We start from the raw sequence: 21,751 nt of genomic DNA, 5'->3' as shown, positions 1-21,751 counted from the left end.
AAGTCGTACACACGCACGTTCTGCGTATTTTCGTTCGTGCACGGGGGGATGGCCTGGCGAAACGCGCCTCCCTCCGAACGTGCAACGACACAGACCAGTCAGAAGGTGGCGCATGTCACATCCACCCCGCCACTCTCCTCACCGTCACCGTCCGCCGGCGGGAAGGGCGTCCGCTGTCCGGGTGACAGTTGCCGGGGTCGGTGCATGGCGGGCGGAAGGGTGGGCATGATCGGCTGGCCTCGTTCTTCGGGGAAGACGAACGAGGCGGCGGCGGTCGGGGCCGTTCGGCGGCTGAATGCCGGTGACGACGGCGGCCCCGGCCCGCCCGCCACAGCACCCGAAGAATCCGCACCGTGCGCAGCTCGCGTACCGTGCGCGGCTCGGGCACCGTGCGCAGCTCGCGCCGAACCGGGGCATGCGCAGAATCCCGCCAGAACCTGAAGCACCCGACAGAAGGCGCGGAGACAGCGTCACAGCTCTGCCCCCTTGTTGCTGCTCACCCTCTGGGGCACGCCTCGCCGGCCGTGAAGCCGCCGGGCCGCCGCCACCAGCAGCAAGCAGGCCAGCAGGGCGAACACGGCGTTGCTCACCAGGTCGGCGCGGACCGAGCCACCGGACTCGGGACGGAGCGGGAAGGATACCCACGTGTAGGTGAGCATCGCGCCGGCGGCGAGCGCGAAGCGGTGACGGGCGTCCCAGCCCGGCCGCCGGGACCAGCGGCTCACCCACCACACGCCCGCGGCCGTTCCCGCACACCACACGGCGGCCCCCACCCATGCGTACCAGTCCGCGGTGACGAGGTTGAGCGGTCCCCAATAGGCGCTCGTCACCAGCAGTGCCACCAGGCCCACCCGCCACGGCGCGGGCGCACGGCCCGGCAGCGCCGGCAGCCGTACACCGCGCACGGCGAACGCGGCGGATATCAGCGCGCCGATGACCAGCGTGATGCCGATGAGCTGGGCCGGTGCGGCGATGAAGCCCTCCTCGCTGTAGTTGCCCCAGAAGACCAGTACCGCCCCGGCCACGTACGCACAGGCCACCGCGAGGAGCCCGGTACGGCCCAGCCAGGGTTCGTCGCTCCGGGCCGGAACCAGCGTCTCCACCAGCGCGATCGGCACACAGATACTCCATATCGTGTGCAGCGCCAGCACGGTCTGGGTCAGCTCGACACTCATTCCCAGGGACGGCAGGTAGGAAGCGCCGTGCAGCACGTCGGTGCCCGCGTAGGAGTCGTTCCACAGCAGTTGGTCGACGGGCCCTTCTTCCATGAGGGCGTACGCCGCCGCCAGCAGCACCATGGTCGGCCAGCCGCCGCCACTGCGCCTTCCCAGTTCCCGTACGAGCAGGGCCCCGCATCCGTACATCGGAGCCAGCACCAGCCCGAGCGGCAACTCGGCCAGGGTGAGATTGCCGAGAAGGAACTCGCCCACGAACGGGGCCAGCAGGAACAGGGCGAGTGCGGGTGCGAGACGGTGCAAGGGCTGCATGACGTCAACGCTAGGGGCGGGTGATGCCGGCGCGCATCCGCCGATGGTCGCGAGGGTGGAAACGAAAGTATGAGGCCGGGAGCGTCGGAAGTCGTGCCGCGGCACCGCCTCCGCGTCCGCGTGCGGGCCCGCCTCCGCGTCCGCATAGGCGTGCGTGTGCGTGTGCGTCGGGCGAGCTGCAGTACGGAGCAAGTGGCCGATATGCGGGGGTCGTTGGGGCCCGAAGGGCTGGTTTCGGCCTCTCCGGAAGCGATGGCGCCATCCGCGCATCAGCACACCGTCCGCCCGGGCAGGGTAGTGGTCGACGCCGCCTGATCACTTTCCGTACGGGGGTACCTGTGACGCGCAGCAACAGCGAGCTCATGACGGTCCTGGTCGACAGCCGCAGGGCACTGGGCGAGCAGCTCACCGGATTGAGCCGGAGCGTGGCGGACTCACGGCGCGAGGTACTGGAGACCGTCACCACGAGGGTGGCGAGCCTGCGCGCGGAGAGTCACGAGATCCGCGACCGCGCCGATCAGGGCACCGCCGTCGCGATGGAGACCCACGAGGCCCTGGCGGCACTGCGGCAGGAGGTCTGCGGCATACGGAAGTCCGTCGCGATGCTCCAGCGCTCGCTGGACGCGCTCGCCGAGCACATGGTGTTCTCCACCGATACTGATGTCGACACCGACGACGCCGACGCCGACGACATCACCGATGCGCCGGGTGCCGATGGCGAATGCGTCGCCTCACTCATGCCTGCGGATGACGACGCGATCGGCATGAGTGCCACGCATACCCCGGCACCGGAGAACGAGGAGGACACCGCCCCCACTGTCCGGGGGACGCGGGGAATGCGCGGGACGCGGGGGACGCAAGAGGCATTGGAGACCCGCGAGACACAAGAAGCACGGGAGGCACGCGAGGCCCAAGAGATGCACGAGGGCATCCGCCGTGCGACGCGGGAGGACATCGACCACGGCGTCCTGCTGCTGACGGCGGCGAAGACCGGGACGGTCGCCGTGGTGTGCCACCGTGACGCCTGGGAGTTCCTGGCCGAGTGCGCGTCCGACAGCGAGCACTTCCGTACCACCGCCGAGATCACCGATGAGGGGAACGGCCGGATCAGGGCGGTGCTGTCCGGCCGTTCCGTCATCGGCGCGCTCATCGCCCTGCGGCAGACCCGCGACGAGAACCCCATGGGCGGCACGTGGGCCATGGCCGGTGCCTTCTACTCCCGTCTCGCCGAGGATCTGCGCACCACCAGCCGCGCCGGCACCCGGCCACTGACCGTCGTCTTCGACGACGGTGTCCTGGACAACGGCATCCCCAAGGGCAGCATCTCCGGCAACGGCGCCCCCGACGACGCTCCCGGTGCGGGTCCCGGCCCCGGCTCCGGTGCCTCAGTCCGTACGCCCCGTGAAGTGGTGGCCGGTGCCGGCCGGCCAGCCGGGAGTGCCGTCCCGGACGAAGCCGGCCCATGAGCGGCGTACTTCGGCGACCAGCCGGCCGGGCGGCGGGCCGCCGGCGAGCATCGGCGCGTCCCGCCAGGCCGCCGCGTCCCCCAGGACGAACGGCAACTCGATGCAGTGGCACGCCCCGTACGGGCTGCCCGGCGGGCTCCAGTCGAACCGGTACCGCCACGGCGGGGCACCGCGCTCGGTGAGCAGGCGTACCAGGCGGGCCGCCGGGTCCCGGAACATCTGGTCGGTGGCCATCTGGACCACGACCTCGGTGGTCGTCCGGCCACGTGGCGCAGCACGTCCGGTATCACCGAACCACTGGTGGGCAACGCGGTCGAGGTCGTCCTGGCCGAGCGCCGCCACCCGCTCGTCGGCCGCGAAGAACGCCGCGGCCTCGTCGCGGGTCGTGCCCAGGAGGACCTGTACGCCGTTGGCCGCGCCCTCGCCCGCAGCCCGTACCGGATCGGCCGCCACCAGCGCGCCGTCCGTGACGAGCTGGAACGGCGGCACCGCGCTCAGCGGTCGGGCGGTGCGCCGTGCGACGGCGGCCTGCGCGGCCAGCAGGTCACCGACCGGGGCCCGCAGGAGCTGCGCGGACCGGTCGGGGGTCAGGCCGAGTTCCCGCAGCAGCAGTTCGCCGGTGGCTTCGGCCTTCTCGGGGGTGTCCGGCAGCATCCCGGCGGGTGTGCTCTGCAGGATCGCCCGCCGGAACAGCCCGCGGGCCCGTGTTCCCGACAGCAGTGCCAGGATGGAGTACGCGCCCGCCGACTGGCCCGCCACCGTGACCTTGCCGGGGTCGCCACCGAAGGCGGCGATGTTCTCACGTACCCAGTGCAGTGCGGCGAGTTGGTCGAGCAGGCCCAGGTTGCCCTCGCTCACTCCGGGCAGGCGCAGATATCCCAACGCGCCGAGGCGGTAGCCGGCGGTCACCACGACGATGCCGCCCTGCGCCGCGAGCTCCGCGCCGTCGTACCAGCCCAGCCCGGCCGCGCCGCTGGAGAAACCGCCGCCGTGCAGGAACACCAGGACCGCGTGGCCGGTCCCCGGGGGCGCCCATACGTTGAGCGAGAGGCAGTCCTCGGACTGTGGGGCCGTGAAGGGGCCCATCGCCCGTTCCAGCCGCGACGGGAGCTGCGGTGCGGCCGGGCCCGGCGCGTCGGCCTCCCGCACGCCCGGCCACGGCTTCACCGGGCCGGGTGGGGCGAACCGTTCGGCTCGCGCGTACGGGATCCCCCTGAAGGCGGTGACCGGCCCCCCGCTCCGGTCACCGACCCGGTCGTCACTCCGTACGCCGTCCGGGTCGTCACTCCGTACGCCGTCCAGGTCATCGGTCCGGCCCCGGACCCGGCCGGCCGCCGTCTCGACGATCATCGGGCGACGCCCCGGGCGCCTTGGACACCTCGGCCGGGCCGGTCGCCCCGGTCGGTGAAGAAGAGCCCGGTGCCGTACGCGTCGCGCGCGGAGACGAAGAAACCGTCCTGCGTGGTCTGCGTGGCGGTGCCGCTGTCCTCTATGAGGGTGCGGGCGGCGCCGACGTCGCTGACCAGGATCGTCATGGCGGCGAGGTAGGAGGCGGCCGGCGCCGGCTCACCGGGCAGCACGTCCCCGGCCGCCGAGGCCCGGACGATCTCCAGCCGTCCGGCCTTCATCTCCAGGACGGTGAGCGCCCCTTCCCGCCGGGGCTCCACCTCAAGGACGCGTGCGTAGCGGTCCACGATCGCGTCGAAGGTGCCCCCGTCGGCGTCGTCGGCCACCATCAGTACGGCGTCGATGCCGTGGGCACCGTTGGGGTGACCGAGGTAGCGGGGCTGGTGCACGTACCGGCGGGTCAGGTGCTGGGCCATACCCACATAGCCCTCGGGCGTCGTCGCCGGATCGACGTGGACGACACGGGCCCGCATGGTGCGGGTCCCCTCCTCGGTGTCCACATCGCGCTCCAGCCCCAGTACGCCCGAGGTGCGCAGCCCGGCGCCGGACAGCCGCCGGTCGACCGCCTCGGCGTCGTCGCTGTCGAAGTTCAGGATCCGGAACCCCTCGTACTCGTCCGCCATCGCCTTGGTGTGCCAGGGATCGGGCGCGGATTCGTCCACGATGCCCAGCAGTTCTATGTACGAGTCGCCGAACAGCGCGCACATATTGGCTGTGCAGCCGGGCACGGGCGCCTGCCCGGCCTTCTCGCCGAGCAGGTGCCGGGAGCGGGGGCTGAGGGTGAAGCCGAAGGAACGGTAGGTGCGCTCCAGTCCGTCGAGGTCGCGGGTGAGGATGCCGGTGTGGTGGAAACCGTGGATGTGTGAGGTGTGCTGCGTCATGGGACGATCCTGGACCGGCGGACGCCGGTCTGTCCTTGGTGAGCGCCTGGACGCCGTCATCCGACACGGGTCTACCCTGTCGTGGTGGAATCGGTCACCTTGAGCCCCTTGGACCTGCGGATCGTGCATGCGCTCCAACTGGACGGACGGGCGCCGTTCAGCAGGATCGCGGGCGTTGTGGACGTCTCCGACCGCACGGTGGCCCGTCGCTTCGGACGGCTGCGCGCCTCCGGTGCCGTACGGGTGACCGGTGTGGCCGACAGCCGGCGCACGGGCCGCGCCGAGTGGGTGGTGCGGCTGCGGGTCCTTCCCGACGGCGCGCAGGCCGTCGTCGACGCGCTGGCCAGGCGTGCCGACACCGCCTGGGTGGCGCTGGTCTCCGGCGGCACGGAGATCGTCTGCCTCTTCCGTACGGCGGACGGCGGCCCGGTGCCGCTCGCCGCCCTGACCCGGCATCCCCGCGTGGTCCAGGCGGACGCGCAGCGGCTGCTGCGGCACCTGATGGACCATCGGTGGCGCGGTCGTACCTCGGCCCTGACCGCCGAACAGGTCGCCGCGATACGGGGTCCACGGCACGGTGCCGGTCACCAGGCCGGTGACGAGCACGGTGCCGGCCACGACGCCGGTGACACGTACGGTGAGGGCCACGACGCCGGTGACGAGCACGGTACCGGTCACGGTGTCCGCAGCGGCCACGGCGGCACAGCCGTGCCTCGCCCCCGCACCCTCACCGAGCTCGACAGACGGCTGCTGTCCGTCCTCGCCGCCGACGGCCGTACCGCCTACCCCGACCTGGCCCGCGCGGTCGGCTGGTCCGAATCCGCCGTCCGCCGCCGCCTGGCGGAGCTGCGCGGTTCACGGACGGTCCGCTTCGACGTCGAGACCGATCCGCGGTTGTTCGGGTTCTCGGCGCAGTGCCTGCTGTGGCTGACCGTCGCCCCGTCCCGGATCTCGGCCGTCGCCCGCGCCGTGGCCTCGGACGCCGAGACGGCGTTCGTCGGGGCGACGACCGGCGCCCATCATCTGATGGCGGTCGTGGTGTGCCGGGACGAGGCGGCGCTGTACGACTACGTCAGCGACCGCATCGGTGCGCTGGACGGCGTCCAGCGGGTGGACACCGCCCTGGTCAGCGACTATGCCAAACGGGCCGGTGCACGGATGGGGTGACGTCTGTCCGTACGCCCGGACGACCGAACGGCCGGACGACCGGACGACCGGACGACCGGACGACCGGACGGTCGGACGACCAGACGACCGGACGCGCCCGGCCCCTTGGGTGCGACGTGCAAGGAGATGCGCGTGACACATCGCCGCCCCTTACGAGGCGGCGGCGTCCCACAGTTCGGTGCTGTAGGAGCCGACGAGCGCGCCTATACGGGCGAGGGCGTCCTCGACGGGCTGCGGGTCCAGGCGGCGGCCGTCGCGCAGGCGCAGGGCGACGTGGTGGTCGGCGGCCTCCTTGGCCCCGATGACGGCCTGATAGGGAACCAGGCGCGCCCTTCGGATACGGGCTCCCAGGCTCCCGCCTCCAGGACCGGCGGTCTCGGCGCGCAGCCCGAGGTCGGCGCATCGCCGGGCGAGCGCGTCGGCGTCGGGCAGTTGGGCCTGCGAGACCGGCAGGATCATGACCTGGGTGGGGGCGAACCAGGCCGGGAAGGCGCCGCCGTGCTGTTCGATGAGGTGGGCGACGGCGCGCTCCACGCTCCCGATGACGCTGCGGTGGACCATGACCGGCCGGTGCCGGGCACCGTCCGCGCCGATGTAGTGCAGGTCGAACCGCTCGGGCTGGTGGAAGTCGACCTGGACGGTGGACAGGGTGGACTCCCGGCCCGCGCCGTCGGCGACCTGGACGTCGATCTTGGGCCCGTAGAACGCGGCCTCGCCCTCACCCCGCTCGTAGGACAGCCCGGAACGGTCGAGGACGTCGGTCAGCAAGGCGGTGGACCGCTGCCACATCTCGGGACCGGCGACGTACTTGCCTCCCGGGCCCGGGAGGGAGAGCCGGTAGCGGGACGGGGTGATGCCAAGTGCCTCGTACGCCCGGCGGATCATCGACAGGGCGGCCTGTGCTTCCTCGGCGACCTGCTCCAGGGTGCAGAAGATGTGGGCGTCGTTCAGGTGGATCGCCCGTACGCGGGAGAGCCCGCCCAGTACGCCCGACAGCTCGGACCGGTACATGTCGCCCAACTCGGCCATGCGCAAGGGGAGTTCGCGGTAGCTGTGGGAGCGGGAGCGGTAGATCAGCGCGTGGTGGGGGCACAGGCTCGGGCGCAGTACGACCTGTTCGTTACCCAGGTCCATCGGCGGGAACATGTCCTGGCTGTAGTGCGACCAGTGGCCCGAGATCTCGTACAGCTCGCGTTTGCCGAGCACCGGTGAGTACACGTGCCGGTAGCCCGCCCGCCGTTCGGCGCTGCGGATGTACTCCTCCAGGGCGTGCCGTACGGCCGCGCCGTCGGGCAGCCAGTACGGCAGTCCGGCGCCGGTCAGCGGGTCGGTGTCGAACAGGGACAGTTCACGGCCGAGCTTGTGGTGGTCGTACACGGTGGTCTCCTCGTGCTCGTGGAAGCGGGCGAGTGACCTGCCCCGAACCCTCGGCCGGGGCCCCACGGCAAAGCCCCGGGGCACTCGCCCCGGGGCTTTGGCTCAAGACATCTCTCAGCGCGCCGGGACACTCTCCGGCGTCGTCGTCATCATGTCGGCGCGCTCCATGTCGATCAGGCTAGCAGGGGCACCGTGGTGCCCGCGCGGGCGTTTTCCCGCCGCTCCGGGCGGAGTTCGAGGAGTGCGGCGCAACCGGCCGGGTACGGCGAGACCAAGCCATCCCCAGGTTTCGTACATAGGATTCGTACACCAGAACTTCGCCCGCGCTGGCCGGCTGCGAGGCCGAACCGCCTTCGATCCTGGAGACGACATGAGCAGTGCCCTCCTCGTGATGGACGTCCAACGGGCCATCGTGGACTTCGTCGGCGGCGATCGCGGATATCTCTCACGCCTGCGCAGAGCCATCGACGGGGCGCGGGCGGCGGACATCCCCGTGATCTACGTGGTCATCGCGCTGCGTCCCGGCTTCCCCGAGGTGAGCACGCGCAACAGGGCTCTGGCCGGCATCGCCCGGGCCGGCCTTTACGTCGAGGGCGCACCGGGCACCGAGATCCACCCCGACGTCGCGCCCCGGCCGGGCGACGTGGTGGTCACCAAGAGGCGGGCGAGCGCGTTCTCGGGCAGCGATCTCGATGTGGTGTTGAGGGCACGCGGTATCGACAGCCTCGTGCTCACCGGCATCGCCACCAGCGCTGTGGTGCTGTCCACCCTGTGCCGGGCGAACGACCTGGACTTCGGCCTCACCGTCCTGTCCGACGCCTGCCTGGACATCGACCCGGAGGTGCACCGGGTCCTCATCGAGCGGCTGTTCCCGCAGTGGGCGGATGTCCTCACCGTCGACGACTGGGTCAAGGCGATCGCGTCTTCGTGACCACCGAGCGTCGGAATCCGGTCGGTATTCGGCCGGTCCCGCGGAAATCGGCGTCGCCTTATGGGTCCTTCGGTGCGCGAGTGCGTACGGTGTGCAGCGTGTCGGTATGGAGCACGCTCCGAGGGCGGCGGCCGACCGGTCCGGCTGCGGCGGTGCTCGCCGTGGTGCTGGTCGGTGTGCTGCACGTACTGGGGTGTGCGCACGGACCACAGTCCGGCGCGGGAGCGCGGACCGACGCGTTCGCGGGGGCTTCCTGGACCGCTTCGTCCGATGGGCCCGAGTCCTTCGACCGGGCGTCGGGGCCGGCGCCCTCGCACGGTGGCGTCTCCCCGGAGTGCGACGTGGTGGATCCACCGGGCCTGTCCGGCGGGCGGGCGGCGGTCGCCGCACCGGCCTGCGTCGGCGTCGCCGCCGTACCCGTGATGGTGCCACCGCCCGGGCGGTGGGCGGCGGGAGCGGCACGGCAGCCGCGGGCCGGTCCACTGGGCGAACGGCTCCGGGCGGCGCTGGGGGTGTGGCGGGCCTGACGGGCCCCGCACCGCGGTGAGGCGTCCGCGCGGAGTGGGCACACATGTGGTCGCGCGGGGCTCGTACGCGGTGCCGTGCCGTGTCCTGTCCGCACGTCCGCTCACCGACGCGGCCACCGCTCAGGTGGCCACGAGGAGTTCCGCGCGATGACTTTTCTCGACACGACCGTTCCCTCCTCCCGTACCCCGGCCGGCCTGGTGGGTGACACCCCGCTGCTGTGGGTCGGCGAGCCGTTCACCGCCGCCGGGCGCGGCTTCTGGGCCAAGCTGGAAGGGCACAACCCGGGCGGGATCAAGGACCGTACCGCGCTGTACATGGTCGCCCGGGCCCGCGAACGCGGTCTGCTGCTGCCCGGCGCGCCGATCGTGGAGTCCACCTCCGGCACCCTGGGCCTGGGGCTGGCGCTGGCCGCGGTCACCTACGGCCATCCGCTGGCGGTGGTCACCGACCCGGGCATGGAACCGCTGATGCGCGGTCTGCTGGCAGCGTACGGTGCCGAGCTGCACCTGGTGTCCGCGCCGCATCCGGTCGGCGGCTGGCAGCAGGCCCGCCGCGAGCTGGTCGGGCGACTGCTGGCCGAGCGCCCCGGCGCCTGGTGTCCGGACCAGTACCACAATCCCGACAACGTGGCGGCCTACGCGCCGCTGGCCCGCGAACTGGTCGCCCAGCTCGGACGGATCGACGTCCTGGTGGTCAGCGTGGGCACCGGCGGACATTCCGCCGGGGTGGGACGCGTGCTGCGCAAGCACTTCCCGCACCTGCGGGTGGTGGGCGTGGACGCGATCGGCTCAACCGTCTTCGGGCAGCCCGCGGCCCCCCGGCTGATGCGCGGGCTGGGCAGCAGCATCTACCCCCGGAACGTGGATTACGCGCTGTTCGACGAGGTGCACTGGGTGGCCCCCGGCGAGGCGGTGTGGGCGGCCCGCGCGCTGGCCCGGGCACGCTACGCCAGCGGTGGCTGGAGCGTGGGCGCGGTCGCCCTGACGGCCCGCCACCTGGCGGCCACCCTGCCGGCGAGGACGCGGATCGCCGCGGTCTTCCCCGACGGCCCGCAGCGCTACGTCGGCACCGTGTTCGACGACGACTGGTGCCGCGCGCACCGGTTGCTCGACGGGCAGCCCCCGCAGGCGCCACGGGAGATCGCCCACCCGACGCAGGAGACGGTGACACGGTGGACCCGTTGCTCCACGGTGGTCGATCCGCTGGTTGCGGGCGGGGGACGGGAGCGGCCGACGGCCGGCCCGGGGCCAAAATCCGGGACGGGAACAGGAACAGGACCGGGTGAGGAAGCGGGAGCGGGAGCAGAGGAAGGGGCGGGGCCGAGGAGAGGGGCAGGGCCAGGAGCGGGAGCGGGCGCGAAGGCGCGCGGCCGATGAAGACGCTGTGGCGCACCACGCGCTCCTTCCCGCCCGCCGCGCAGATGCTGATGGCCAACCAATTCTCCATCAACCTCGCCTTCTACATGCTCATGCCCTATCTGGCGGCGCATCTGTCGGGCCAACTGGGGCTGGCCGCGTGGGCGGTCGGACTGGTGCTGGGCATACGCAACCTGTCCCAGCAGGGCATGTTCCTGGTCGGGGGCACGATCGCCGACCGGTACGGCTACAAGGCGCCGATCATGGCCGGGTGCCTGCTGCGTACGGGCGGGTTCGCCCTGCTGGGCTGGGTGGACGAACTGCCGGCCCTGATCGTCGCGTCGGCCGCCACCGGGCTGGCCGGGGCCCTGTTCAACCCGGCCGTACGCGCCTACCTGGCCGTCGAGGCGGGCGAGCGACGGGTGGCGGCGTTCGCCGCCTTCAACGTCTACTACCAGGCCGGAATGCTGCTCGGCCCGCTGGTCGGGCTGGCCCTGCTGGCCGGTGACTTCCGGCTGGTGTGCACGGTGGCAGCGGCGGTCTTCGCCGCACTGTCGGTGCTCCAGTGGCGGGCGCTGCCCGCCCGCGGCGGCCGACAGGCCGGGAACCGCGCCGGGGCCGGCGCCCGGGCCGGGGAGCCGGCGGCGGCGGACCGGGTGTGGGGGCAGTGGCGGCAGGTGGTGGCCAACCGGCCGTTCCTCCTCTTCTCGGTGGCGATGATCGGCTCCTACGTACTGACCTTCCAGGTCTACCTGGCCCTTCCCATGGCCGCCGACGCCGCCCTCGGCACCGACGGCACGAAGGCCACCGGCGGCCTGTTCGTCCTCTCCGCCGGCGTCGCGGTGACCGGGCAGCTAGGGCTGACCGGCTGGGCCGGACGGCGCTGGAGCGGCCCGCGGGCCATGGTCCGCGGGCTGGCCGCCATGGGTCTGGCATTCGTCCCGCTCGCGCTGGTCACCATCGCCGTCCCCGCCGCCGACGGTACGCCGCGGACCGCCGCGCACCTGGCGGCCCTGGCGATGGCCGTGGTGGGGCTGGCCGCGGGCAGCGCGGTGGTCTATCCGCTGGAGATGGACACCGTGGTCTCCCTCTCCGGCGGAAAGCTGGTCGCCACTCACTACGGCCTCTACAACACGGTGTCCGGGCTCGGCATCACCGTGGGCAACCTGGCCACCGGCGCCCTGTGGGACTTCGCCCGTGCCCACCACGCCGGGTGGCTGACCTGGACCGTACTCGGCGCCACCGGGCTGGTCTGCGCGGGCGCGGTATCGGCTCTGGCCCGCTCCGGCAAGCTGGCTCCCATCCCGGTCACCGGGCCCCGGCCCGGCGAAGGCCGACGCGTCGGCGATACAGCCGGGCGCGGCTGACGCGTCCATCCGTGTCGGTGACTTGATCGGAACGCGGCGCATTACCTGTCATTGACACATCCTTGGTGTTCACTTTACCGTCTGAACGCGTCACACCACCACCTGATCTCCCACCCATACGACACCTCTCGGAGGTTCACCATGGAAAAGCTGATCAAGAAGATGGCTCAGGACGACATCTGGCGGAACTGGGTCGCCGTCAACTCGGCGCAGGCGGCGGCCAAGGACGGGTGTATCAGCGCGGCTCCCAAGGCGGGCTGCATCAGTGCGGCACCCAAGACCGGCTGCATCTCCTGACCTCTGAACCGCCGGTTCCTTCGAGTCCGACGACGACTCCTGCTCCGACTCCAAGTCCCATTCCGAGTCCGAGTCCGACTCCCATTCCGAGTCCGACTCCCATTCCGAGTCCGACTCCGTTTCCCGAATCCCTCGATTCCGGAACAACCACCGAGTGAACACCCCGAGCGGGCCGGGACACATCCGTCCGGACTCCCGGCCCGCTCCCCACTCCTTCTTCCCCTGACGCTCAGAGGGTGACCATGGACGGTCAGCCGACGGCCGAGGTCGTCGACCGGATCAAGAACATACCGATCTACCGCACGTCGATCGAGCGGGGCCACTTCCCCGTACTCGAAAAGCCGGAGATAGCCCACGGATTCCCCGACAACTGGATGACGCCGGAGCTCGCCGACGCACTGGCGGCCGGCAAGGCGGAGTTCGTACTGTCCACGGGCACCCACCACGACCGGATGCAGATCATCCGGCCCCCGTACTTCCTGCTCAATTCCTATTACCGGTTGTGGAGCGAACACCCGGACATCTCCGGGACCTGGCACGCGAACTGCCAACGCGTCTCACTGACCACGGTGCTGGCCACCGAACACGTCGCCCGCGTCAACGCCAAGAAACGCGGCGCGCAGCCGGACCCCGTACCGGATCCGGAAGAACGGCGGCTCGACGCGCGCACCCGCTACCTCAATCTGCGGCTCGATCCGGCCCTGTGGGAGCGGGCCGACGTCGAGCGGATGCTCGCCGAAATCCGGACGGCCCGGGCGGCGCATCCGCAGGGCTGGTACCACCTGGACTGCTCCAGCTACCACTTGGCGCATCTGATACGCAAAGTCACGCAGTGGGGCCTGTGGGACGACTTTCCGCCGCCGGCGAGCATCATCCACGCGTACGAGTACACCCCGGTCAACGTCCGGCGTTTTCTGCAACAGCACTTCGCGTGCCCGATCATCGACCTGTTCGGCAGCACCGAACTCGGCTACATGTACTACAGCGACCGGCAGGGGCGATACCGCCCGTATCTGGACGGAATGAGCGTCGAGCTCCTTCCGGTCGCCCCGGGGAGCCGTATCTTCAGCCTGATCGTCACCAGTGTGCGCAATCCGTACATGCCACTGATCCGGTACCGCTCGGGGGACTGTGTCCGCACCCTGGACGGGACCCCGGACCCGGAGCGGATCTCCCGGTTCTGCGGCCGGGAGAAGGAGTTGCTCGCCACGCCGCACGGCCCCGTGGCCCACGGCGATCTCGACGACTGCCTCGGCGGCGTCTCCCCTCGCGTCTTCGTCCACCAGTTGCGGGTGACGGGCGAGGCGAAGGCCGAACTGCGGTACACCACCTTCGACGGTGCCGCGCTGAGCGCCGCGGAGACCGCCCGGCTGGAGCGCGCCGTAGCCGAACTGACCGGGCGCCACTGCCGGTCGGAACATCACTCGCACCTTCCCATCGGAAAGTCCGGAAAATACGCCTGGCTCGCGCCCGATCACTGACACACCGTCCGCATACGGGCCGGGCGTCAGCCTCGCCGCCCCCTGCACGGGAGAACCATGACGACCGCACAGTCTTACGTGTCCGCCGACGACCTCAAGGAACTGCTCGGCGAGGCACTCCACGCCGAAGTGGTCACACATTTCACCGCGAACGCCGCCGGCGGACGGCGTAGTTCCCCCTCCGCCGACGCCCCGGACACGGACACGGATACGGATACGGACACGGCACGGCAATTCGTCGAGCGCCAGGTCCTCGAATGCCTGCGGTACCTGTACCTCGTATCGAAGTACCGCGACCGGCTCAGCGGTCTCTTCCTGCCCGTGGAACAGGAGATCGACGAGATCTGGCACTATCTCATTCTCCAGACGCGTGAATACCGCGCCCTGTGCGAACAACGGCTGCCGGGCCGGTTCTTCGTCGAGCACCGGAGCATCGCGTACGAGGAATACCAGCGCGAACCCGGCCGGGAGCAGGCGGCCGAAGAGGCGCTGCGCTGGGTTCCGCTGTACTGCCGGGAATTCGGCCCGTTCGACGAGGGCGCGCTGCCGCACTGGACGATCGTACGCTTCCTCCACCACCAGATGGATCTGACGCTGGAGGAGATCTCGGCACTCGAACCGCTGGGCGCGGCATAAGAAATCCGCGCATCCCTCTTGGAGGCTCCTTGAAGCGCCCCGGGAACATCGGAAAGGGGACCGGCGACGGGCCCGTCGGCGCCGCCCGGGCCACACGGCCCGCACGGCGTCCCGACGAATCCCCGGCAGCGTGCGGCGCTCCCGAGCCTTCCGAGCCGCCGGAGGCTTCCGAGCCGCCCGAGCCTTCCGAGGCTCCCGAGCCGCCCGAGGCCCCCGAGCAGAAAAGGGTGCTGTCCGTCCTGGTGATCGCCCAGGTCCTCAGCGGCCTGGGGCTCGCCGCGGGCATCACCGTCGGCGCGCTGCTCGCCGAGGAGATGCTCGGCTCGACCGGTCTCGCCGGTGTGCCCGCCGCGCTGTTCACCGGCGGGGCCGCGCTGGGCGCCGTCGGCATCGGCCGGACCTGTCAGCGGTGGGGCCGCAGGCCCGGCCTCGCGCTGGGGTACCTCACCGCCGCCCTCGGCAGCCTCGGCGTCGTCGTGGCCGCCGCCCGGGGCGACGTACCACTGCTGTTCCTCTCCCTCCTCGTGTACGGGGCCGGCACCGCGACCAATCTGCTGGCCCGGTACGCGGGCGCCGACCTGGCCTCGCCGGCCCGGCGCGGGCGTGCGGTGAGCACCGTCCTGTTCGCCACGACCTTCGGCGCGGTCGCCGGGCCCAACCTCGTGAGCGTCACGGGAGACCTCGCGCACTCCTGGGCCGTGCCCCGGCTCGCGGGACCGTTCGTACTGGCCGCGGTCGCCTACGCGGTCGCCGCCGCCGTGCTGTGGTGCCTGCTGCGTCCCGATCCCCTGCTCCTGGCACGTACCCGGGCCGCGGCCCAGCCACCCCCTTCCGCTCCCCCGCCTCCGCCCCCGGAGGAAGCCCCAACAGGCCGTGCCCGCCCGCGCGGTGTCGTCATCGGCGCCACGGTGATGATCCTCACCCAGCTCGTGATGATCGCGATCATGACGATGACCCCCGTCCATATGCGCGCCCATGGACACGACACCCACACGGCCGGTCTCGTCATCGCCCTCCACGTAGGGGCGATGTTCCTGCCCTCCCCGCTCACCGGCCTGCTCGTCGACCGCCTGGGCCGGACGCGGGTCGCGGCGGCGTCCGGCGTCGTTCTTCTGGCCGCCGGCCTGCTCGCCGCCCTGGCTCCCGCGCACTCGGTCCCGGCCCTCGCCGCCGCGCTCGTACTCCTCGGCCTGGGCTGGAACTTCGGGCTGGTCAGCGGGACGGCCATGGTCACCGACTCGGTCCCGCTCGCCACCCGCGCCGCCGTCCAGGGCGTGGTCGACGTCGGCGTGTCGGTCGCCGGTGCCACCGGGGGGATGGCGTCGGGCCTGGTCGTCGCGGCCGGCGGGTACTCCGTACTGGCGATCGCTGGCGGGCTGCTCGCGGTCACACTCGTACCGCTTCTCGCCCTGGCCGCCCCACCGCGTGCCGTGCCGGCCCACTTGGAGGCGGCGCAGGCAATCGGCGAGGCGGAGGACGACCACGGGAGCGTCAGCGGGCACGGCTCGCACCACTAGTTGAACATTGCAATTCCATAGCCTGTCCGTGGCCGTTGTTTGACCGTTATTTGACTGGTGTTTGACCTAGCCACTTAAGGTAATCTCTAAGTAAAGCGGCTGTCGCGGCCAATTGCCGGCGCTGCGCTGCTGTAGCACGTATGACGTCTGGCCGACGGCTCACGTTGCCGGGGGAATCTGTGCTGAGGAATGACGACGGGTGCCGGACGACCGCGGAAGCCGACCGGCGCGATCGCGGCCGGGCGCCCTGAGCGTTCCCTCGTCTCCCGTACGGCGGCGAGGCGTTGGCTCCCATCGTCATGAGCTGGGTCCTGGCCGGCCCCTCGCGTCAACGGTGCCGCGGTGGGCCAGGTCTCCCGGCCACCGGGCATGCCGGCTCCCGACGCCCACGACACCCGATGCTGACCTGCACACACCGCGCCCTTCGCACCTTGGCGGGCGCAGGAGAAAGGCCACCATGAAGTCTCTGGTAGACAACGCACGATCCTTCGCGACGCACGTCGCCGGACGGGCCGAGGAGTTCCGGGCCTTCGCGGCCGGGCAGTGCCCGGAAGTCCTGTTCATCACGTGCTCCGACGCGCGTGTGGTGCCGTCCCTGATCACCGGCGCGCGGCCGGGCGAGCTGTTCGAGCTGCGTACGGCGGGGAACATCGTGCCCGAATACCGCAGCGACCACCCCACGGGCGAGACGGCCACCATCGAGTACGCGGTACGGGTACTGGGCGTCCGCGACGTCATCGTGTGCGGCCACTCCCACTGCGGTGCGGTCAGCGCTCTGGTCCGGGGGACGACCTGTCCGCCGCGCCGGCGGTGCGCGGCTGGCTCGAACGGGCGGTGCCACGGTCCGCGCAGGCCCTGGCCCCGCACTCCCCCGCCGCCTCGTCCGCCTCGTCCGTCTCCGCCACCCTCACCTCCCCGGCCTCCTCCCACCTCCCGGACCTGGCACAGGCGGTGCAGCGGCACGCGGTGGCCCAGTTGGAGCGGCTCGGCACCCATCCCTGCGTGGCGGAACGGGTCGCGGAAGGAACCCTGTCGGTGCACGCCTGGTACTACGAGGTCCACACCGGCGAAGTCAGCGAGTACCGGGCCGACGACGCGCGATTCCGGCCGCTGTGAAACGCCTCCGCCCGTCCCACGGGCCTCCCCGGTCCCTCCCCCTCCTGCCGTCCGAGGAACCTCATCACATGCTCTCCGCTTTCAAGGATCGCGCTTTCCTGCGACGCGACCTCCTGGCCTCCCTCGTCGTCTTCCTGGTGGCTCTGCCCTTGTGCGTGGGGGTGGCCGTCGCCTCGGGGGTGCCCGCCGAACTCGGCCTGATCACCGGCATCGTCGGCGGTCTTGTCGTCGGCGCCATGCCCGGCAGCGCCCTCCAGGTCAGCGGGCCGGCCGCCGGCCTGACCGTCCTGGTCTTCGAGGCCGTCCAGGAATTCGGCCTGACGGCCCTCGGCGCGCTGGTCCTGGCCGCGGGCCTGATCCAACTGGCTCTGGGCTTCCTGCGCTTCGGCCGCTTCTTCCGCGCGATATCGGTGGCCGTCGTCCAGGGCATGCTCGCCGGCATCGGACTGGTCCTGCTCTTCGGCCAGCTCTACACCATGGCCGGTGTCGCGCAGTCCCGCTCCGGACTGGAGAAGATCACGGGCGTGCCGCGGCTCGCCGCCGAGATCGTCACCGACGGCGCCGCACTCACCGCCTTCGCCGTGGGCGCCGGCACCGTCGCGGTCCTGGTGCTGTGGAAGAAACTCCCGCGCAGGGTCCAGGTGGTGCCCGCCCCGCTCGCCGCGGTCGCCCTGGCCACTCTTGTGACGGCCGTGGCCGGCCTGGCCGTTCCCCGGGTCCGGGTACAGGGTCTGCTGGCGGCGATCCAGCCGCCGGGGGTCTCCGACTTCGCCTCGCTGACCAGCCTCGCCGCCGTCGGCACGGTCCTCGCCTTCGCCCTGATCGCCTCGGCCGAGAGCCTGTTCAGTGCCGCCGCCGTCGACCGTATGCACGACGGCCCGCGTACCGACTACGACAAGGAACTCATGGCGCAGGGCGTGGGCAACACCGTCTGCGGCGTGCTCGGCGCGCTGCCCATGACCGCCGTCATCGTCCGCAGCTCCGCCAATGTCCAGGCCGGGGCGAAGACCGCCCTCTCCCGTTTCCTGCACGGGGCGTGGCTGCTGCTGTTCGCCGCTCTCCTGCCGGCCGCGATCGGTGTCATCCCGCTGGCCGCCCTCGCCGGTGTCCTGGTCCACGCCGGCTGCAAGCTCATCCCGGTCAAGGAACTGCCGCCGCTGTGGCGCGCCCACCGCGGTGAGGTGGTCGTACTGGCCGCGACGGCTGTCGCCATCGTCACCACCAACATGTTCGAAGGCGTCATCCTCGGCCTGCTCCTCGCCGTCGTCAAGATCGCCTGGGAGACCTCTCACATCCACGTGGACGTCCAGGAACCCTCCGACGGCCGGCTCGTCGTCACGATCACCGGCTATGCGACTTTCCTGCGCCTGCCCCGGATGCTGGAAACGCTCGAAGCGCTTCCGCCCAACCGGATCGTGGAACTCGACCTCTCCCAGCTCCGCCATCTCGACCACGCCTGCCGTACGACGCTGGAGAACTGGGCCGAGCGGCGCGGAACGACGATAGGGGCGCTGTCCGAAGCCGCCTGACCGATCGGTTCGGCGGGCCCCGGACCGAATCCGGCCGGGCCGGTGTACGTACCGATGGCGCGCACGCCGGCCCGGCCGAAGCCTTTGCCGCCCGTGGAACGCGGCCCCGAAAACCGGAACCCATCCAGCCGGTCACCCAATTTTCTTCACATCCCGTCGCTTTTCCGGGGCGATCAGCAACGGGATGCGGGCTGGCCGCTGCCCCCAAATGACGTCTGGGATAGGCTCCCTACGCCTGTCACCAGCAAAGGGGGAATATGCCGGACCAGCCTCCACACCAGATGAATGCCCCGTACCAGCCGTACGCCGGAGGTTACGCGCATCAGCAGCCGCCGGGCGCCTTCGCACCCGCCCCGCCATTCGCTCCGCCGCCTCCGCCGCGCCGCAGGACGGGGAAGATCATTGGATTCAGCGTCCTGGGGATAGTCCTGGTCCTGGTCCTCGGAGTGGGCTTCATATTCGCGAGAAATATCCTCAACTCGCACGACGTCACGCCCGCCGAAGAGTACGCCATGTCGCGGGAGAAGGTGTATGACACCCTCGCCAAGGCCATCAAGGACAAGGACGAGGCGGCCTACCTCAAACCCTTCGAGGGAGCACAGAACAAGGAGCACGCCAGGAAGCTGTTCCGCAATCTGGTGAAGGTGCCGTTCACGGTGGCCAAGTTCGAGGAACTCAACGCGGGAAACGGCAGCCGGCCCGTCGCCTTCGTCCACCAGATCAAGGGCATCGACTACGCTCCGGTCTACGAGCAGTACATCTTCGAATTCGAATCGAAGCCCGAGCACTACCAGGTCATCACCGGATTCCGTGGCGCGACCGAGCCGTACCTCGGCACACCCGGCTCGTTCTACCCGGCGCCGTGGGACGTCTACGAGGACATGACGGTCGTCCGCAAGGGCCGCGTCATGATCATCTCGGACAAGAAGCACCAGGCGGACACCCGGCGTTTCGCGCCGTATGTGGCCCGTGCCGCGGATGACGACGTACGGACGTGGGAGCGCAGCGGCGCGGACACCACCAGGCTGTCCAAAGGTGCGTTGATCGTGCTGGAGCCCGAGCGCAACGTCTACGACAAGTTCTACAAGGGCAACGGGGACCACGACTCACTGGAAGCCGGCGTCAACCTGGCCATGCCCAAATACAAGGCGGAGTACGAGGAAAAGGCCCAGTACGGCGGTTCCCGTATCGTCATGGACTCCTCCCTGAGCCGGTTCACCTCCAGCGCGTGGCGCCAGGGTGTCACCGACATCAGCCGTCACGAGATCGGCCATGCGATGGTGGCCACGTACGACACCTCGCGGGGCCCCCTGCCGGTCTTCCCCGACACCTGGATCGCCGAGGGTTTCGCCGGTTACCTGGAATCCCGCGACAACACCGCCCGGGCGAGCGCCGAGGCCCGGCGGTCGCTGGACGGCTACAAATTCGGCCCTTGGGTACGCCCCGCCGATGACGCCGAGACGTTCTACGCGAAAACGGCCAAGGAGCGCCGCTCCATTTACGTCCTGGCGCGGCTGGCGATTCAGTACATGGCCAAGAAGTACGGTGAGAAGGCCGCCTTCGGATTCGTGGCCGCGCAGTACGCGCGGCCCGGAAAGCAACAGGAACACTTCTCCCAGTACCTGGGCACCGACCGGAACGGATTCTGGGACGGCTGGTACAACTACGTCCGCGCCCAGGTCCCCAACATCGGCGCCGCGAAGGGCTGACCGCCGCACGCCACACCGCTGGAACCACGGTCCGATCGCGAAGTCCCGGCACCGGAGCCATCACGCTCCGCTGCCGGGACTTCGTCCATCGGGTTTCACAGGGCGCAGGGCGCAGGATCAGGACGTCAGGTCGTTGATGATGTTGGCGATGACCCAGCCGGCCCATATCAAGGGCAAGATGACGGCCAGTGAAGTGGGGCGGCGCAGAACCGGCGTGCCGGGCTGGAGTTGCTGGCCCGGCTGTCCGGGGACAGGTGCGGACAGCTTGTTGATCCGGGCGAGCGCGACGCCGTTGATGATGAGGGTGCCCGGGGTGAACAGCACCAGCGACAGCGGCGACCACCAGCCCTGCCACAGGGTCTTGCCGGTCATCTCACGGAAGACCGCGGTACCGCACGGCCGGCAGAAGGGGCCCTGCAGGCTGGAGAAACGCATCCACAGCAGTACGCCCTGGTGGGCGCGGAAGGTCACCGGAACGGCGGGAACCGCACCGCAGAGCCGGCACGCCGGCTGCGCCCCGGGCACGCCGTGGCCCATCGGCACCGGCCCGGCCGTGGGGAACGGCGCCCCGGGCGGGCCGGGCGGCGGCGCGGTCGGAAAGGGGGCGCCGGCCGGGCCCGCAGGAGGCGCCGTGGGGAACGGCGTGCCGGGTGCGCCGGGCTGCGGCGCCGTCGGGAACGCCGCACCGGGCGGACCGGGGGGACCGGGCTGGCCCGGACCCGGGTGACCGGGCGCGCCGGGTTGGCCGGGCGGCTGCGGTGCCGTGGGGAACGGCGTCCCGGGCGGTCCTGGCGGCGGTGCCGTGGGAGGCACATACGGAGCCTGGGGAGCACCCGGGTGGGGCGTGGGGAACTGGGGGGAGGCCGGCGGGTGGGGACTGCTCATGGTGCGTGTTCCTCGATGGGGTCAGGCTGCGGACGGTGCCCGGCACGGGCCAGCGGATCGTACACGTCTTGCATATTCATACATTTGGACGGGCGGGAGGGGAGAGGGGTGAGGAAGGGTCGGATGGGGTCGCTGTTTCCGGTGCCATGGGCACGACGCGAGGAAGAGTGCTTTTGGTTGCGTGGCACTCGGGGCCGGCCCCGGCCCGCTCCCCGAGCGATGGACCCGCAAGCCACGCCGTCAGGGATACGCACGGTCCGGGGGTACGCACGGACACGTACGCAAGCGTGTCGATGTTTACAGACTTGTGCAGATATGCCAGATGTTTACTGCACGTGGGTGACAGAGTCTCGACTTCCCCGACACGAGAAAATCTATCGCGGCCGAAGTAGACATGGCCGCGTGACGGGAGTAACGTCGTGCCCGTAACCAAGACGTCGAGCGTCGAGCAGGACGCGGCAGACAAGAAGGACGAACGGACGCACTGCCGCGAACGGGATGCGGCACGGCAGTGGAGTGACGGGGCCGGAAAGACCGAGGGGTCCCGTCGCTGACCGCCGGGCCCGGCGGCTCACAGGGGCCGCGGGCATCCCGGAGTTCAGCAGGACGACAGAT

At 70.9% G+C, this 21,751-nt stretch carries 18 protein-coding genes and 1 pseudogene; 14 read left to right on the top strand and 5 right to left on the bottom strand.

What is annotated here, in order from left to right; translation table 11 throughout:
* Window positions 1-470 precede the first annotated feature (470 nt).
* Entirely contained in the window at window positions 471-1,487 is a 1,017-nt protein-coding gene (locus KGS77_RS33945; protein WP_242587137.1) for a DUF998 domain-containing protein, read from the bottom strand.
* A gap of 338 nt (window positions 1,488-1,825) precedes the next feature.
* Between KGS77_RS33945 and KGS77_RS33940 the strand changes: the two genes are divergently transcribed.
* Window positions 1,826-2,953 carry a hypothetical protein gene (locus tag KGS77_RS33940; RefSeq protein ID WP_242587136.1) on the top strand — a complete coding sequence of 376 codons (1,128 nt, stop codon included), beginning with the start codon at window positions 1,826-1,828 and terminating at the stop codon, window positions 2,951-2,953.
* On the opposite strand, the gene KGS77_RS33935 is transcribed toward KGS77_RS33940, so the two are convergent.
* On the bottom strand, window positions 2,873-4,303 hold the full coding sequence (locus KGS77_RS33935) for a carboxylesterase family protein (protein ID WP_242587135.1): 1,431 nt from the start codon (window positions 4,301-4,303) through the stop codon (window positions 2,873-2,875). The genes KGS77_RS33940 and KGS77_RS33935 overlap by 81 nt on opposite strands.
* Window positions 4,300-5,241, bottom strand: coding sequence for a VOC family protein (locus tag KGS77_RS33930; RefSeq protein WP_242587134.1), 942 nt, complete (start codon window positions 5,239-5,241; stop codon window positions 4,300-4,302). The genes KGS77_RS33935 and KGS77_RS33930 overlap by 4 nt, the downstream gene beginning before the upstream one ends.
* Window positions 5,242-5,325: 84 nt before the next feature.
* Between KGS77_RS33930 and KGS77_RS33925 the strand changes: the two genes are divergently transcribed.
* Complete coding sequence (locus KGS77_RS33925; RefSeq protein WP_242587133.1) at window positions 5,326-6,408, top strand: Lrp/AsnC family transcriptional regulator; 1,083 nt, start codon at window positions 5,326-5,328, stop codon at window positions 6,406-6,408.
* Between the two features lie 150 nt (window positions 6,409-6,558).
* Here the strand turns inward: KGS77_RS33925 and thrS are convergent, their stop codons facing one another.
* Window positions 6,559-7,851 (bottom strand): threonine--tRNA ligase, encoded by a 1,293-nt coding sequence (gene thrS / locus KGS77_RS33920; RefSeq protein WP_347404564.1) that lies wholly within the window; start codon window positions 7,849-7,851, stop codon window positions 6,559-6,561.
* A 304-nt stretch (window positions 7,852-8,155) separates the two neighbouring features.
* On the opposite strand from thrS, the gene KGS77_RS33915 reads away from it, so the two are divergent.
* The 11 genes and pseudogenes from KGS77_RS33915 (at window position 8,156) to KGS77_RS33865 (ending at window position 20,251) form a co-directional block, all read left to right on the top strand.
* On the top strand, window positions 8,156-8,716 hold the full coding sequence (locus KGS77_RS33915; RefSeq protein ID WP_242587131.1) for a cysteine hydrolase: 561 nt from the start codon (window positions 8,156-8,158) through the stop codon (window positions 8,714-8,716).
* 98 nt (window positions 8,717-8,814) lie between these two features.
* Window positions 8,815-9,243 carry a hypothetical protein gene (locus tag KGS77_RS33910; protein WP_242587130.1) on the top strand — a complete coding sequence of 143 codons (429 nt, stop codon included), beginning with the start codon at window positions 8,815-8,817 and terminating at the stop codon, window positions 9,241-9,243.
* A gap of 147 nt (window positions 9,244-9,390) precedes the next feature.
* A complete protein-coding gene (locus KGS77_RS33905) occupies window positions 9,391-10,620 on the top strand; it encodes a PLP-dependent cysteine synthase family protein (RefSeq protein ID WP_242587129.1) in 1,230 nt (409 codons plus the stop codon).
* Window positions 10,617-11,966 (top strand): MFS transporter, encoded by a 1,350-nt coding sequence (locus KGS77_RS33900; protein ID WP_242587128.1) that lies wholly within the window; start codon window positions 10,617-10,619, stop codon window positions 11,964-11,966. The genes KGS77_RS33905 and KGS77_RS33900 overlap by 4 nt, the downstream gene beginning before the upstream one ends.
* Before the next feature lie 141 nt (window positions 11,967-12,107).
* Window positions 12,108-12,263, top strand: a complete 156-nt coding sequence (locus tag KGS77_RS33895) for a hypothetical protein (protein WP_242587127.1) — start codon at window positions 12,108-12,110, stop codon at window positions 12,261-12,263.
* A 242-nt stretch (window positions 12,264-12,505) separates the two neighbouring features.
* Window positions 12,506-13,744, top strand: coding sequence for a hypothetical protein (locus tag KGS77_RS33890; protein WP_242587835.1), 1,239 nt, complete (start codon window positions 12,506-12,508; stop codon window positions 13,742-13,744).
* Window positions 13,745-13,801: 57 nt separating this feature from the next.
* On the top strand, window positions 13,802-14,380 hold the full coding sequence (locus tag KGS77_RS33885) for a hypothetical protein (RefSeq protein WP_242587126.1): 579 nt from the start codon (window positions 13,802-13,804) through the stop codon (window positions 14,378-14,380).
* 227 nt (window positions 14,381-14,607) lie between these two features.
* Complete coding sequence (locus KGS77_RS33880) at window positions 14,608-15,897, top strand: MFS transporter (protein WP_242587834.1); 1,290 nt, start codon at window positions 14,608-14,610, stop codon at window positions 15,895-15,897.
* Window positions 15,898-16,354: 457 nt separating this feature from the next.
* A pseudogene (locus KGS77_RS33875) lies at window positions 16,355-17,013 on the top strand (carbonic anhydrase).
* Between the two features lie 68 nt (window positions 17,014-17,081).
* On the top strand, window positions 17,082-18,542 hold the full coding sequence (locus tag KGS77_RS33870) for a SulP family inorganic anion transporter (RefSeq protein ID WP_242587125.1): 1,461 nt from the start codon (window positions 17,082-17,084) through the stop codon (window positions 18,540-18,542).
* A 512-nt stretch (window positions 18,543-19,054) separates the two neighbouring features.
* Entirely contained in the window at window positions 19,055-20,251 is a 1,197-nt protein-coding gene (locus KGS77_RS33865; protein WP_242587124.1) for a hypothetical protein, read from the top strand.
* Window positions 20,252-20,368: 117 nt separating this feature from the next.
* Here the strand turns inward: KGS77_RS33865 and KGS77_RS33860 are convergent, their stop codons facing one another.
* Window positions 20,369-20,722 (bottom strand): hypothetical protein, encoded by a 354-nt coding sequence (locus KGS77_RS33860; RefSeq protein ID WP_242587123.1) that lies wholly within the window; start codon window positions 20,720-20,722, stop codon window positions 20,369-20,371.
* A gap of 833 nt (window positions 20,723-21,555) precedes the next feature.
* Here KGS77_RS33860 and KGS77_RS34770 point away from each other — a divergent pair.
* Window positions 21,556-21,690 carry a hypothetical protein gene (locus KGS77_RS34770; protein ID WP_277994298.1) on the top strand — a complete coding sequence of 45 codons (135 nt, stop codon included), beginning with the start codon at window positions 21,556-21,558 and terminating at the stop codon, window positions 21,688-21,690.
* The last annotated feature ends 61 nt before the right edge of the window (window positions 21,691-21,751 follow it).

The sequence above is a fragment of the Streptomyces sp. MST-110588 genome, assembly GCF_022695595.1.
Lineage (GTDB): Bacteria > Actinomycetota > Actinomycetes > Streptomycetales > Streptomycetaceae > Streptomyces.
Note: the sequence above shows the minus strand (reverse complement) of the source record. Positions and strands in the feature narration are given on the sequence as shown.

Bases quoted from the DNA above. Each gene is read 5' to 3' on its own strand.
- KGS77_RS33945 (WP_242587137.1), bottom strand. From the start codon at position 1,487: ATGCAGCCCTTGCACCGTCTCGCACCCGCACTCGCCCTGTTCCTGCTG.
- KGS77_RS33935 (WP_242587135.1), bottom strand. From the start codon at position 4,303: ATGATCGTCGAGACGGCGGCCGGCCGGGTCCGGGGCCGGACCGATGAC.
- KGS77_RS33930 (WP_242587134.1), bottom strand. From the start codon at position 5,241: ATGACGCAGCACACCTCACACATCCACGGTTTCCACCACACCGGCATC.
- KGS77_RS33915 (WP_242587131.1), top strand. From the start codon at position 8,156: ATGAGCAGTGCCCTCCTCGTGATGGACGTCCAACGGGCCATCGTGGAC.
- KGS77_RS33905 (WP_242587129.1), top strand. From the start codon at position 9,391: ATGACTTTTCTCGACACGACCGTTCCCTCCTCCCGTACCCCGGCCGGC.
- KGS77_RS33900 (WP_242587128.1), top strand. From the start codon at position 10,617: ATGAAGACGCTGTGGCGCACCACGCGCTCCTTCCCGCCCGCCGCGCAG.
- KGS77_RS33895 (WP_242587127.1), top strand. From the start codon at position 12,108: ATGGAAAAGCTGATCAAGAAGATGGCTCAGGACGACATCTGGCGGAAC.
- KGS77_RS33890 (WP_242587835.1), top strand. From the start codon at position 12,506: ATGGACGGTCAGCCGACGGCCGAGGTCGTCGACCGGATCAAGAACATA.
- KGS77_RS33885 (WP_242587126.1), top strand. From the start codon at position 13,802: ATGACGACCGCACAGTCTTACGTGTCCGCCGACGACCTCAAGGAACTG.
- KGS77_RS33870 (WP_242587125.1), top strand. From the start codon at position 17,082: ATGCTCTCCGCTTTCAAGGATCGCGCTTTCCTGCGACGCGACCTCCTG.
- KGS77_RS33865 (WP_242587124.1), top strand. From the start codon at position 19,055: ATGTCGCGGGAGAAGGTGTATGACACCCTCGCCAAGGCCATCAAGGAC.